Genomic DNA, 13011 nt, shown 5'->3' with positions numbered 1-13011 from the left:
TGAGGAGCGCTCCATGGTCGAAGATGTAGAACTCAATCGCCTCTACTGGCACAGCCGCCGCGGCATGCTTGAGCTGGACGTGTTGCTGGTACCGTTCGTCAGGGAGGTCTACCCGCACCTCAACGACGTTGACCGCGACTGCTACCGCAAGCTGCTGGAATGCGAAGATCAGGACATGTTCGGCTGGTTCATGGAACGCGCCGAATCGGAAGATCCGGAGCTGCAGCGCATGGTTCGGATGATCCTGGATCGTGTCCAGCCCAAGTAATACGTTTGAATGCCGCTGGCACGCCTCCGGGCAGTTGCTGGCGGCTTATCTTTTCGCCCAGGCGTTCGCATTGGGTGCGTTGTGGTTTCTCGATGTGTCCCCGTGGATGGCAGCCTTTGGCGCCTTACTGTGCCTGGCGCATGCCGGTTGGGTGCTGCCGCGTCATATTCTGCTGACTCACCGTTCGTCGATCCGTGGCCTGCGCCGCGATGAGGACGGCTGGCAGTTGTGGAGCGCCGCGCGTGGCTGGCACAGCGTGCAACTGCGCCCCGACAGCCTGGCGTTGCCGTTGATCGTGGTGCTGCGCTTTCGGGTGCAGGGTGATTGGCGGGTGCGTTCGATCTGTGTGCCGCGTGATTCGCAGGCCACCGATGTGCATCGGCGCCTGCGGGTGCGTTTGAAGTTCAGCCGCCGTAGGTGGTTGGCACCAGGATAGTGTCGAGCGCCTCGGGCAGCATTTGCGGGTAGTCGAGGGTGTAATGCAGGCCCCGGCTCTCCTTGCGCTCCATGGCTGAGCGGATCATCAGTTCCGCCACCTGGGCCAGGTTGCGCAACTCGATCAGGTCGCGGCTGACTTTATAGTTGCTGTAGAACTCGTCGATCTCATCCAGCAGCAGCCGAACCCGGTGCTGTGCCCGTGCCAGGCGTTTGTTGGTGCGCACGATCCCCACGTAGTCCCACATGAAGCGCCGCAGCTCGTCCCAGTTGTGGGCAATGATCACGTCTTCGTCCGAGTCGGTCACTTGGCTGGCATCCCAGCGGGGTAGGGCGGCCGGCACGGGGATGCGCGGCAGTTGTTCAAGGATGTCGGCGGCGGCGGAGCGGGCGTACACGAAGCATTCCAGCAGCGAGTTGCTGGCCATGCGGTTGGCGCCGTGCAGGCCGGTGAAGCTGGTTTCGCCGATGGCGTACAGGCCGGGCACGTCGGTGCGGCCGTGCTGGTCGACCATCACGCCGCCGCAGGTGTAGTGCGCCGCCGGCACGACCGGGATGGGGCCTTTGGTGATGTCAATGTTGAACGCCAGGCAGCGCTCGTAGACCGTCGGGAAGTGGGTCTTGATGAAGGCTTCGGGCTTGTGACTGATGTCGAGGTAGACGCAGTCGATGCCCAGGCGCTTCATTTCATGGTCGATGGCCCGGGCGACGATATCGCGCGGGGCAAGCTCGGCCCGTGGGTCGAAGCGTTGCATGAAACGTTCGCCATTGGGCAGCTTCAGGTGTGCGCCTTCGCCGCGCAGGGCTTCGGTGATCAGGAAGCTCTTGGCCTGCGGGTGATACAGGCACGTGGGGTGGAACTGATTGAACTCCAGGTTCGCCACCCGGCAGCCCGAACGCCAGGCCATGGCGATGCCGTCACCGCAGGCGCCGTCGGGGTTGCTGGTATAGAGGTAGACCTTCGCCGCGCCGCCCGAGGCGAGAATCGTGAAGCGCGCGCCGTAGGTGTCGACTTCGCCGCTGGCGCGGTTGAGCACGTAGGCGCCGAGGCAGCGTTCGCCCGGCAGGCCCAGGCGTTTTTCGGTGATCAGGTCGACGGCAACCCGCTGTTCCAGCAGTTCAATGTTCGGACGTTGCCGGGCCTGCTCGAGCAGAGTCTTGAAGATCGCGGCGCCGGTGGCGTCGGCGGCATGGATGATGCGCCGATGGCTGTGGCCGCCTTCACGGGTCAGGTGGAACTCGAAACCGCCGTCGTCGGTGCCGGAATGTTCATCGCGAGTGAAGGGCACGCCCTGGTCGATCAGCCATTGGATGGCTTCGCGGCTGTGTTCGACGGTAAAGCGCACTGCCTCTTCATTGCACAGGCCGCCGCCGGCATTCAGGGTGTCTTCGACGTGGGATTGAACGGTGTCGGTGTCGTCCAGTACGGCGGCGACACCGCCCTGGGCCCAGAATGTCGAGCCATTGGCCAGGTCGCCTTTGCTCAGTACGGCTATGCGCAGGTGGCTCGGTAGCGTCAATGCGAGGCTCAAGCCCGCGGCGCCGCTGCCAATCACCAGGACATCGTGTTGAAACTGTTGGCTCATTTGAAGGATTCCGCAAAAAGCGATCCGAAGGGGGCGCAAACAGGACGCCTGGATCGGCGAATCAAAGGGTCACACGGCCCACTAGTATATAGAGGGGGGGAGCGGCACAATAGCCGGGCATTCGTGGCATTGTGAGACTACGGTCAACGAACTGCACGGCTTTCATGAAACGGACAGCGATTGGGATGGGAACTTTTTGCATAAGCCCCGACTCAATAGCAGGATGCCCGAAAGCTGGGAACACGCTGGATTTACTGAGCCGCGTCTCTGTCAGGCGCGTCAGGAAACTGGCGACAGATTATTCGCGCAGCCGGCATTGCCCGAGCTGCGTTTTTCGTGTGTGCCAAATCAGTGCGCGCCGGAAACTTGCTTGGAGGGGGAGAACTTTTGCGAAAAGTCCGAGTCTATGTTTGCAAGCCTGATCGATTAGTTATGCAAGCCTCCTTCAAGTACAACGAGGAGTGTTCATGCTAACCCAGGAAGAGGATCAGCAGCTGGTCGAGCGCGTTCAACGCGGCGACAAGCGGGCATTTGATCTGCTAGTGCTGAAATACCAGCACAAAATTCTCGGGTTGATCGTGCGGTTTGTGCACGACACCCATGAAGCGCAGGACGTTGCACAGGAAGCCTTTATCAAGGCGTACCGTGCACTCGGTAATTTTCGCGGTGATAGTGCGTTTTATACGTGGCTTTACCGCATCGCCATTAACACGGCGAAGAACTATCTGGTTTCTCGCGGTCGCCGCCCACCGGATAGTGATGTTAGTTCGGAAGATGCTGAATTTTATGATGGTGATCACGGCCTCAAGGATCTCGAGTCGCCGGAGCGTGCATTGCTGCGCGACGAGATCGAAGGAACCGTCCATCGAACAATTCAGCAACTGCCAGAAGATTTGCGTACGGCGTTAACTTTACGTGAATTCGATGGTCTGAGTTACGAGGACATTGCGGCCGTCATGCAATGTCCGGTGGGTACCGTACGTTCCCGGATTTTCCGGGCTCGGGAAGCCATCGATAAAGCCCTGCAGCCGTTGTTGCAGGAAAACTGAGACAGCGGCGACAGCCAAGAGAGGAACCGCCATGAGTCGTGATGCCCTGCAGGAATCGCTGTCCGCAGTGATGGATAACGAAGCGGATGAACTGGAACTTCGTCGAGTGCTCAATGCATTTGATGATGCCGAAACCCGTGATACCTGGTCTCGTTACCAAGTCGCTCGGGCGGTGATGCACAAGGATCTTCTAATCCCTCGTCTGGATATTGCTGCGGCCGTTTCTGCTGCGCTGGCTGATGAAGCCGTTCCGGCAAAAGCTGCTCGCGGTCCTTGGCGTAGCCTGGGTCGTCTGGCAGTCGCTGCTTCGGTGACTGTGGCCGTGTTGGCAGGTGTTCGCCTGTACAACCAGGACGAAATTGCCGGCGCCGAACTGGCCCAGCAGACCCAGCAACCGGTCATGGCCGGTCCGCAGGTCAAGGGTCCAGCTGTACTGGCCGGCTACAAGGAAAGCGCAGATACCACCGGGCCTATGGCCAACGGTGTACTTCAAGGGCAATCCGGCTGGCAGGATCAGCGTCTTCCAGGCTACCTGCGCCAACACGCACAGGAATCGGCCTTGAAAGGCACTGAAAGCGCTCTGCCATACGCTCGCGCTGCAAGCCTGGAAAACCGCTAGACCGCCAAGGAGCTTTATGCGCGCCATACCGCTCCTTACGCTGTTGCTCAGTGGCTGGTTTGCAGTCCCCGCCCATGCCGACGAAGCCCAAGACTGGCTGACGCGTCTTGGGCGGGCGGAGCAGCAACAAAGCTTTCAGGGCACTTTCATCTACGAGCGTAACGGTAGTTTTTCTACCCATGACATCTGGCATCGCGTCCAGAATGGTCAAGTCCGTGAGCGGCTTTTGCAGCTCGATGGTTCTGCCCAGGAAGTCGTGCGTGTAGATGGTCGTACTCAATGCGTGAGCGGCACATTGGTTGCCGGGCTTGGGGATTCCCCCGACTCTCCTTCACGCGCCCTTGATCCGCAAAAACTCAAAGCCTTCTACGATCTGGCCGTTATTGGCAAATCGCGCGTGGCCGGTCGAAATGCGGTCATCGTTTCTGTCACGCCCCGTGATCAATACCGTTATGGCTTTGAGCTGCACCTGGATCGCGAAACCGCGCTGCCACTGAAGTCGTTGTTGCTTAACGATCAGGGTCAGTTGCTGGAGCGATTCCAGTTCACCCAGCTCAAAACGTCGGTGCCTGACGATCGGGATCTGCAGCCCAGCGGTGAATGTACGCCGGTCGCCGTTACCAGCGCCAAGGCCCCGGAGGTCGAAGTCCCTCAGGATTGGCGCCTCGATTGGTTGCCGCCAGGCTTCCAGATGGTCAACAGCAGCGCCCACAAAGATTCCCACACCAAGATAACCGTCAGCAGCCTGATGTATGACGATGGCCTGGCGCGTTTCTCGGTGTTTCTGGAGCCGCTCAACGGCGCGACGGTGACCGAGACACGCACGCAGTTGGGCCCGACAGTCGCTGTATCGCGGCGTGTGAATACGCTGGAAGGCGAGGTGATGGTGACCGTCGTCGGCGAAATCCCGATTGGTACCGCCGAGCGAATTGCGCTCTCTGTACGCAGCGCCACGACCCCCGCCAAGCCGTGAGTTGTTAATCCTATGTTCATCCTGATATTTCAATGTTGCGCAGGAGAAAGTCCATGCCTGCCTCTGTCGAGAGCATGAAATGTCTGGATCGTTATTTTCACTTGCTAAAATCCCCTATGTTTTTTATAGGTCAGGGCTTAACGGCCCTGGCCTTGTTTTGTTCGCGGAACAAAAATGTCGATCGCAGTTTTTTCGGCGTTTATTGAACCCTGTCGCTCAACCCTGCTCGTCGTAACGGGAGCTGTATGTCGATACCACGTTTGAAGTCTTACCTATCCATAGTCGCCACGGTGCTGGTGCTGGGTCAGGCCGTTACCGCGCAAGCGGCCGAGCTGCCTGATTTCACCCAACTGGTGGAGCAGGCGTCGCCTGCCGTGGTGAACATCAGTACTACCCAGAAACTGCCGGATCGCAAAGTCTCCAACCAGCAGATGCCGGACCTGGAAGGCCTGCCGCCGATGCTGCGCGAATTCTTCGAGCGCGGCATGCCCCAGCCGCGCACGCCGCGTGGCGGTGGTGGCCAACGTGAGGCCCAGTCTCTGGGTTCGGGTTTCATCATCTCGCCTGATGGCTACATCCTGACCAACAACCATGTGATTGCCGATGCCGACGAAATTCTCGTACGCCTGGCTGATCGCAGCGAGTTGAAAGCCAAGCTGGTAGGCACAGACCCACGTTCCGACGTAGCCCTGCTGAAGATTGAGGGCAAGGACCTGCCGGTGCTCAAGCTGGGTAAATCCCAGGACCTGAAAGCCGGGCAATGGGTAGTCGCCATCGGTTCGCCGTTTGGTTTTGACCACACTGTGACCCAAGGCATTGTCAGCGCCATCGGCCGCAGCCTGCCGAACGAAAACTACGTGCCGTTCATCCAGACCGACGTGCCGATCAACCCGGGTAACTCCGGTGGCCCACTGTTCAACCTGGCCGGCGAAGTGGTCGGGATCAACTCGCAGATCTACACCCGCTCCGGTGGTTTCATGGGCGTGTCGTTCGCGATTCCGATCGACGTGGCCATGGACGTTTCCAACCAGCTGAAAACCGGTGGCAAAGTCAGTCGCGGCTGGTTGGGCGTGGTGATCCAGGAAGTGAACAAGGACCTGGCTGAGTCCTTCGGTCTCGACAAGCCGGCCGGTGCCCTGGTTGCGCAAATCCAGGACGATGGCCCGGCAGCCAAAGGTGGTTTGCAAGTCGGCGACGTGATCCTGAGCATGAACGGCCAGCCGATCGTCATGTCTGCAGACTTGCCGCATCTGGTGGGTGCGCTCAAGGCGGGCAGCAAGGCCAAGCTGGAAGTGATTCGCGACGGCAAGCGCCAGAACGTTGAGCTGACTGTCGGCGCAATCCCGGAAGAAGGCGCGACGTTGGATGCGCTGGGCAACACCAAGCCGGGTGCCGAACGCAGCAGCAACCGCCTGGGCATTGCCGTGGTCGAGTTGACCGACGAGCAGAAGAAAAGCTTCGACCTTAAAAGTGGCGTAGTGATCAAGGAAGTCCAGGACGGTCCTGCCTCCCTGATCGGCCTGCAGCCGGGTGATGTCATTACTCACCTGAACAACCAGGCCATCAACTCCACCAAAGAGTTCACCGACATCGCCAAGGCGCTGCCGAAGAACCGCTCGGTGTCGATGCGTGTCCTGCGTCAGGGCCGCGCCAGCTTCATTACCTTCAAGCTGGCCGAGTAATCCGCTAGTCCAATAAAAAGCCCCGCTCTCGATACACGAGAGCGGGGCTTTTTTGTGGCTGCGAGGTTTAGCCCATCATGTCTTTGATCATGCGTTCCTGGTCGATCAGTTCACGTTGGCGTGCATCGATACGTGACGAAAGCGGGAAGTTGCTTCCGGCGCGACGCTTGGCGAAGTCCAGTTGTTGAATGGCCTGTTTGAAGTCCCCTACCAGCGCAAAGTACTCGGCGCGAGCCTGATGCAGGCCGATGATGTTGCCCGACAAACCACGGGTTTCCGCGACCTGGTACCAGACATCCGGATCGTCCGTGCGTGATTTAAGCAGGCCTTCGAGGGCTTTTTCCGCGTCAGCGGTGCGGCTTTGCTTGAGCAGCAGATCCACCCGAACCTGATTCAGCGGGTAGTTGCCTGGATATTGCGTCAACATCCGGTCCGTACGCTGCTGGGCATCCGGCAGGCGATTGTTGCTCATGTCCAACTCGATCTGCGCCAGGTTGTAGGTAATGTCGTTGGGCGCCTTGGCCAGCAGCGGCTTCAGGTTTTCCCGGGCCAGGTTGAACTGGGCGCCTTTGATCTGGGCGATGGCCAAGCCATAACGCGCCACATCATTTTTCGGGTTTTCATCCAGCTGGGCCTGGAAGCGCTTGGCCGCCAAGCCCGGAGTGTCTTCGTAGTACAGCTGCACGCGCGCGCGGATCAGTTGGTAGCGCAGGCTGTCTTCAATGCCGCCCGGCTTGGCTTGCTCTGCGCGGTTACGGGTGTCGGCGATCCGCGATTCGGTGACCGGGTGAGTCAGCAGGAATTCTGGTGGCTTGGCGTCAAAACGGTACTGGCGCATCAGGCGTTCGAACATGGTTGGCATGGAGCGCGGGTCGTAGCCGGCTTTCTCCAGGTTGAGAATGCCGATACGGTCAGCCTCTTGCTCGTTTTGCCGGGAAAAGCGGCGTTGCTCCTGGATCGCGGCGGCCTGGCTGCCGGCAATCGCGGCAATGCCCGCATCGCCTGCGCCAGCAGCGGCGGCGATGATGCCGCCGAGCAGCGCGGCCATCATCGGGATCTGCATGCGTTGCTGGGCTTCCACGCCTCGTGCGAAGTGGCGTTGGGACAAGTGAGCCAATTCGTGGGCCAGTACCGAGGCATATTCGCCTTCGGTCTGGGCATTGAGGAACAGGCCGCCGTTGACCCCGACGATGCCACCCGGTGCGGCAAAGGCGTTCAGTTGCGGGCTGTTGATCAGAATGAATTCCAGGCGCCGGTCATTGACCTGGCTGGTTTCCACCAGCTTGTAAACGCTGCTTTCGACATAGTCCTTGAGCTGCGGGTCGTTGAGTTGCGAGACCTGGCCACGCAGGTAGGCCAGCCATGCCCGGCCCAAATCGTATTCCTGTTTTGGCGAGACAATGGCAGAACTGGCGTCGCCAAGTGACGGCAGGTCGTCGGCGAAGCCTGGAGAGGCCAGCAGGCAAGCCAGCGTCAGCAGGGTAGGGCGCAAAAAAGTCATGCACAAAGCCTTTCGACAAAGAGCTTACTGTAGCCGGACACTGAGCTTCGGACCAGATATTCTAAGCGCCCCCGACGCCCACCCGGAGCAAAACCATGACCGACGCTGTAGCCTTCGATGCCGAACTGGATGCCAGTGGCCTTAACTGCCCGCTGCCCTTGCTCAAGGCCAAGTTGGAACTCAACCGGCTGGCCAGCGGCGCGGTGCTCAAGGTGATCGCCACGGACGCGGGTTCCCAGCGGGATTTCCGTACGTTTGCCAAGCTGGCCGGTCACACCCTGCTGCATGAAGAAGACGAAGCGGGCGTCTATCGTTACTGGTTGCGCAAGGCCTGAATCGCTTGAATATGCTGTCCTTATCGCCTGAGGTTAATTGATGTTCAAAGTGTTACGTGACTGGATTCAGCGCTACTTCTCTGATGAGGAAGCCGTGGTGTTGGCCGTCCTGCTATTTCTCGCCTTTACGGCGGTGCTCACCTTGGGCGGCATGTTGGCGCCGGTGTTGGCAGGCATGGTGTTGGCGTACCTGATGCAAGGCCTGGTCTCCATCCTGGAGCGCCTGCGTTTGCCGGGCGGGGCTGCGGTGGGCCTGGTATTTGCCTTGTTCATGGGGCTTTTGCTGGTGTTTATCGTGATTGTGGTGCCTTTGTTGTGGCATCAGTTGATCACCTTGTTCAACGAACTGCCGGGCATGCTTGCCAAATGGCAGTCGCTGCTCTTGCTGCTGCCCGAGCGCTATCCGCACCTGGTGTCGGACGAGCAGGTGCTGCAGGCCATTGAAGTGGCCCGCGGTGAAATCGGAAAGTTCGGGCAATGGGCGCTGACCTTTTCCCTTTCGAGCTTGCCGCTGCTGGTCAACATCATGATCTACCTGGTACTGGTGCCGATCCTGGTGTTTTTCTTCCTCAAGGACCGCGAGATGATCGGTCGTTGGGTGCGTGGCTACTTGCCGCGTGAACGGGCGCTGATTACCCGGGTGGCCGAGGAAATGAACCGGCAGATTGCCAACTATATCCGTGGCAAGGTTATCGAGATCTTTATCTGCGGTGGGGTCACTTACATCGGTTTTGTCGCGCTGGGCCTGAACTATGCAGCCCTGCTGGCGCTGCTGGTGGGGGTTTCAGTGGTGGTGCCTTACGTCGGCGCGGTGGTGGTGACGGTGCCGGTGATGTTGATCGCGGTGTTCCAGTGGGGCTGGAGTGATCAGTTCATCTACCTGATGGCGGTGTACGGCATCATCCAGGTGCTGGACGGCAACGTGCTGGTGCCGCTGCTGTTCTCCGAGGCGGTGAACCTGCATCCGGTGGCGATCATCTGTGCGGTATTGTTGTTTGGCGGGTTGTGGGGTTTCTGGGGGGTGTTCTTCGCGATTCCCCTGGCGACGCTGTTCAAGGCGGTGCTGGACGCCTGGCCCCGGCAGGAACCGGTTGTAGCGCCATTACTCTGATATTTGTGCTGCCGGTGCAGGCCTCATCGCGGGCAAGCCCGGCTCCCACATTGACTGAGTTGTCATGTCGAGCAACGATCACATGTGGGAGCTGGCTTGCCTGCGATAGCTATTCCAAAGCCAGCAAGTGAATCAAGCCTTGTTCAGCGCCTGCGCCGCTGCCAGCACGGCATCCACATGGCCTGGCACCTTCACACCACGCCATTCCTGACGCAGCACGCCATCCTTGTCGATCAGGAAGGTGCTGCGGTCGACACCCAGGTATTCCTTGCCATACAGCTTCTTCAGTTTGATCACATCAAACAGCTGGCAAACCGCTTCGTCCTTGTCGCTGATCAGCTCAAAGGGGAATTCCTGCTTGGCCTTGAAGTTCTCGTGGGACTTCACGCTGTCCCGGGACACGCCAAATACTTCGGTGTTGGCGGCCTTGAACGCGGCGTGCTCGTCACGAAAGCCCTGGCCTTCGGTGGTGCAGCCCGGCGTGCTGTCTTTAGGGTAGAAGTAGATCACCACTTGCTTGCCCTTGAGCCCGGCAAGGCTGAAGGTCTGCCCACTGGTGGCCTGGGCTTCGAAATCGTCTACCGGTTTGTCGATGACTACTGCCATGAAAACTTCCTTACATTGGGTTCTGTGGGCGCCAAGGCTCGATCAGCGCGTCGAGGTTCAAGGCATCGGCGAAATCCAGGAACTGGTCGCGCAGCCAACTGATCTGCACGCCGGCCGGCAAGGTCACGGTAAAGGTAGCGTTGAGCATGGTGCCGCCGGTCTGTGGGGCCTGATAGGTGTCGCAGGTCAGGTTTTCCAGTTCGACGTTGTGGTCGATAAAAAACTGGCACAGCTCGTTAACGATGTCCGAACGGTAGGCCGAGCTGACATAGGCCACGTAGGGCAGGGCCTGGGGACGGTTCTCCAGGGCGGCGCTGCGCACCACGTTGACCGTGAAGTCATGCTTCTTGGCCAAACCCGGCAAGCCGGTTTCGAGGCGGGCCAGGGCGTCCCAGGTTCCGGAAATCTGCAGGACCAGCGCGCTGCACTCGCCATGGCGGGTCAGGCGGGAGGTCACGACGGCGCAGCGGTTTTCATGGCTGGCGCGGCACAGGACGTTAGTCAGCTCCATGGGGTTGGCGCCAAGGGCACTGATGACAAGGAATTGTTCGCGGACTGTGGGGGTGGACATGCAGCCTTCCTAAAGCGATGAGCGGTCGATACGATGAAAGCGGTATCAATCAAAGGATGAAGGGTAGCGAAAACCATCGCCAAGGGCTAGGAGGTGGCGTTTTCATTACGTAATCAGCTTCATCAAACCCTGCTTTGGCCCAATGATGGCGTTGCTGCGAACTAAGTTGATCCAGAACGCATCCTCAGGCGGTACTTCGCTTGTACAAGCATCTTGGCGCCAGTACCATTACCGCTCTCTTTTTCCGGCAGGAGCGGTTGCATGATTGCGGGCAGTATGGTGGCACTGGTCACACCCATGGATGCACAAGGTAATCTCGACTGGGACAGCCTGGGCAAACTGGTGGACTTCCACCTGCAAGAGGGCACCAACGCCATCGTGGCGGTCGGCACCACGGGTGAATCGGCCACACTTGATGTGGAAGAACACATCGAAGTGATCGAGTTCGTGGTCAAGCGCGTTGCAGGGCGTATTGCTGTCATCGCCGGCACGGGCGCCAATTCGACCCGCGAAGCGATCGAATTGACCAAGAACGCCAAGAAAGCCGGCGCCGATGCCTGCCTGCTGGTGACGCCGTACTACAACAAGCCGACCCAGGAAGGCCTGTACCTGCACTTTCGCTCCGTCGCCGAAGCGGTCGATATCCCGCAGATCCTCTACAACGTGCCCGGTCGCACCGCCTGCGACATGAAGGCCGAGACCGTGATCCGACTGTCCACCGTACCGAACATCATCGGTATCAAGGAAGCCACCGGTGACCTGCAACGCGCCAAGGACATCCTGGCCGGCGTCAGCAGCGACTTCCTGGTGTATTCCGGTGACGACGCCACGGCTGTGGAGCTGATCCTGCTGGGCGGTAAAGGCAACATCTCGGTGACTGCCAACGTCGCACCGCGCGCCATGAGCGAACTGTGCGCCGCTGCCATTGCCGGTGATGCGGTCAAGGCCCGGGCGATCCACGAGCAATTGGCACCGCTCAACAAAACCCTGTTTATCGAATCCAACCCTATCCCCGTGAAATGGGCGCTGCATGAGATGGGCCTGATGCCGGACGGTATCCGTCTGCCGCTCACCTGGCTCAGCGAAGCCTGTCACGAACCGCTGCGACAGGCCCTGCGCCAGTCCGGCGTCCTGGTTTAATTGAGGAAGCACTACGCATGAAGCGATTGGCCGGACTTTCCGCACTTGCCTTGATTATCTCCAGCACCAGTGGCTGCGGTTGGATCTGGGGCCCGGAAGGCTACTTCCGCGACCGCGGTAGCGATTACCTGGAAGCCCAACAAACCGCCCCGATGAAATTGCCGTCGGACGTCAATGTCGCCAAGCGCCTTGACCCGCTGCTGCCGATCCCGCGCAACGTGGCCGACGACACCTTCAAGGGTGAGTACGAAGTGCCACGTCCGCAGCCGTTGTCGGCCGTGGCCGATGCCAGCGACTACAGCCTGCAAAAGAGCGGCGACACCCGCTGGGTCATGGCCCAGCGCCCACCTGCCGAAGTCTGGCCGGTGGCCGTGCAGTTCTTCCAGGACAACGGTTTCCGCATTGACGAGCAACGCCCGCAGACCGGTGAATTCACCACCGCGTGGCAGCACACCAGCGAACTGTCGGCCTCCATGGCCAAGCGCCTGCAAGCCGGCGGCGTAGCCAATGACAGCGAAGCCCGCATCCGCGTGCGTATCGAGCCAGGCGTGCAGCGTAATACCAGTGAAGTCTATGTGGTCAGCGCCGAGCGTCCTGCCGGCAGCACCGCCAACGTCGACTTCACCCCGCGCTCGGTCAACACCGGCGTGGACGCGGCCCTGGTCGACGAAATGCTCGCCAGCATGAGCCGTATCTCCGAGAAGGGCGGTTCCGTCTCCCTGCTCGCCGCCGGCAGCTTTGACACGCCTAGCCGCGTCAGCCTCAGCGAAGACGGCAGCGGCAACGTCGTGCTCAACCTGGGTGAAGACCTGGATCGCGCCTGGTCGAGTGTCGGCCGCGCGCTGGAACACGGCGAATGGCGCGTTGAAGACATCAACCGCAGCCTGGGCCTGTACTACATCAACCTGGCCGAAAAAGCCGAGAAGAAAGACGATGAGCCTGGTTTCTTCAGCAAATTGTTCGGCAGCAAGCCGACCAAGGAAGAGATCGAAACTCGTGCCGAGCGTTACCAGGTTCGTTTGAGCAAGGTAGGCGACAGCGTGCAAGTCACCGTCGAGAAAAACATCAACACCGTGGCGCCGGCCGATGTGGCGCGCAAAGTGTTGGGCGTGATTCAGGACAACCTGGGCTGATC

Annotated in this window: 14 protein-coding genes; 10 read left to right on the top strand and 4 right to left on the bottom strand. The window is 59.9% G+C overall.

Features of this window, described 5'->3' with window-relative positions:
- The first annotated feature begins 13 nt into the window (after positions 1-13).
- Both HX875_RS20410 and HX875_RS20405 read left to right on the top strand, forming a co-directional pair.
- Positions 14-268, top strand: a complete 255-nt coding sequence (locus HX875_RS20410; protein WP_003212000.1) for an FAD assembly factor SdhE — start codon at positions 14-16, stop codon at positions 266-268.
- Positions 252-704, top strand: a complete 453-nt coding sequence (locus HX875_RS20405; RefSeq protein WP_177045058.1) for a protein YgfX — start codon at positions 252-254, stop codon at positions 702-704. The genes HX875_RS20410 and HX875_RS20405 overlap by 17 nt, the downstream gene beginning before the upstream one ends.
- Here HX875_RS20405 and nadB read toward each other — a convergent pair.
- Positions 673-2289 (bottom strand): L-aspartate oxidase, encoded by a 1617-nt coding sequence (gene nadB / locus HX875_RS20400; protein ID WP_177045056.1) that lies wholly within the window; start codon positions 2287-2289, stop codon positions 673-675. The two genes, HX875_RS20405 and nadB, sit on opposite strands and share 32 nt — an antisense overlap.
- Before the next feature lie 467 nt (positions 2290-2756).
- Here nadB and rpoE point away from each other — a divergent pair, with 467 nt between their 5' ends.
- The 4 genes from rpoE (at position 2757) to HX875_RS20380 (ending at position 6612) form a co-directional block, all read left to right on the top strand.
- On the top strand, positions 2757-3338 hold the full coding sequence (gene rpoE, locus HX875_RS20395; RefSeq protein WP_007944079.1) for an RNA polymerase sigma factor RpoE: 582 nt from the start codon (positions 2757-2759) through the stop codon (positions 3336-3338).
- A gap of 31 nt (positions 3339-3369) precedes the next feature.
- Positions 3370-3957 (top strand): sigma-E factor negative regulatory protein, encoded by a 588-nt coding sequence (locus tag HX875_RS20390; protein WP_071488935.1) that lies wholly within the window; start codon positions 3370-3372, stop codon positions 3955-3957.
- A 16-nt stretch (positions 3958-3973) separates the two neighbouring features.
- Positions 3974-4930, top strand: coding sequence for a MucB/RseB C-terminal domain-containing protein (locus HX875_RS20385; protein ID WP_177045054.1), 957 nt, complete (start codon positions 3974-3976; stop codon positions 4928-4930).
- Positions 4931-5175: 245 nt separating this feature from the next.
- The gene (locus tag HX875_RS20380) at positions 5176-6612 is read left to right on the top strand and encodes a DegQ family serine endoprotease (RefSeq protein ID WP_177045052.1); all 1437 of its coding nucleotides are present in this window, start codon (positions 5176-5178) and stop codon (positions 6610-6612) included.
- A gap of 67 nt (positions 6613-6679) precedes the next feature.
- On the opposite strand, the gene HX875_RS20375 is transcribed toward HX875_RS20380, so the two are convergent.
- Entirely contained in the window at positions 6680-8113 is a 1434-nt protein-coding gene (locus tag HX875_RS20375; protein WP_177045050.1) for a M48 family metalloprotease, read from the bottom strand.
- 95 nt (positions 8114-8208) lie between these two features.
- On the opposite strand from HX875_RS20375, the gene HX875_RS20370 reads away from it, so the two are divergent.
- Together HX875_RS20370 and HX875_RS20365 are read left to right on the top strand one after the other, a co-directional pair.
- Positions 8209-8448, top strand: a complete 240-nt coding sequence (locus HX875_RS20370) for a sulfurtransferase TusA family protein (protein ID WP_003211989.1) — start codon at positions 8209-8211, stop codon at positions 8446-8448.
- A 40-nt stretch (positions 8449-8488) separates the two neighbouring features.
- Positions 8489-9559 (top strand): AI-2E family transporter, encoded by a 1071-nt coding sequence (locus HX875_RS20365; RefSeq protein ID WP_177045047.1) that lies wholly within the window; start codon positions 8489-8491, stop codon positions 9557-9559.
- A 132-nt stretch (positions 9560-9691) separates the two neighbouring features.
- On the opposite strand, the gene HX875_RS20360 is transcribed toward HX875_RS20365, so the two are convergent.
- Together HX875_RS20360 and HX875_RS20355 are read right to left on the bottom strand one after the other, a co-directional pair.
- Entirely contained in the window at positions 9692-10165 is a 474-nt protein-coding gene (locus HX875_RS20360; RefSeq protein ID WP_177045044.1) for a peroxiredoxin, read from the bottom strand.
- Positions 10166-10175: 10 nt separating this feature from the next.
- Positions 10176-10736 (bottom strand): glycine cleavage system protein R, encoded by a 561-nt coding sequence (locus tag HX875_RS20355; RefSeq protein ID WP_003172487.1) that lies wholly within the window; start codon positions 10734-10736, stop codon positions 10176-10178.
- 261 nt (positions 10737-10997) lie between these two features.
- On the opposite strand from HX875_RS20355, the gene dapA reads away from it, so the two are divergent.
- On the top strand, positions 10998-11876 hold the full coding sequence (gene dapA / locus HX875_RS20350) for a 4-hydroxy-tetrahydrodipicolinate synthase (protein ID WP_177045042.1): 879 nt from the start codon (positions 10998-11000) through the stop codon (positions 11874-11876).
- 17 nt (positions 11877-11893) lie between these two features.
- On the top strand, positions 11894-13009 hold the full coding sequence (gene bamC / locus HX875_RS20345) for an outer membrane protein assembly factor BamC (protein WP_010176583.1): 1116 nt from the start codon (positions 11894-11896) through the stop codon (positions 13007-13009).
- The last annotated feature ends 2 nt before the right edge of the window (positions 13010-13011 follow it).

Origin of the sequence: Pseudomonas yamanorum, assembly GCF_013386765.1 — a bacterium.
Classification (GTDB): Bacteria; Pseudomonadota; Gammaproteobacteria; order Pseudomonadales; family Pseudomonadaceae; genus Aquipseudomonas; species Aquipseudomonas yamanorum_A.
The sequence above is the reverse complement of the archived record's forward strand: the minus strand, read 5'-3'. Positions and strand labels throughout refer to the sequence as shown.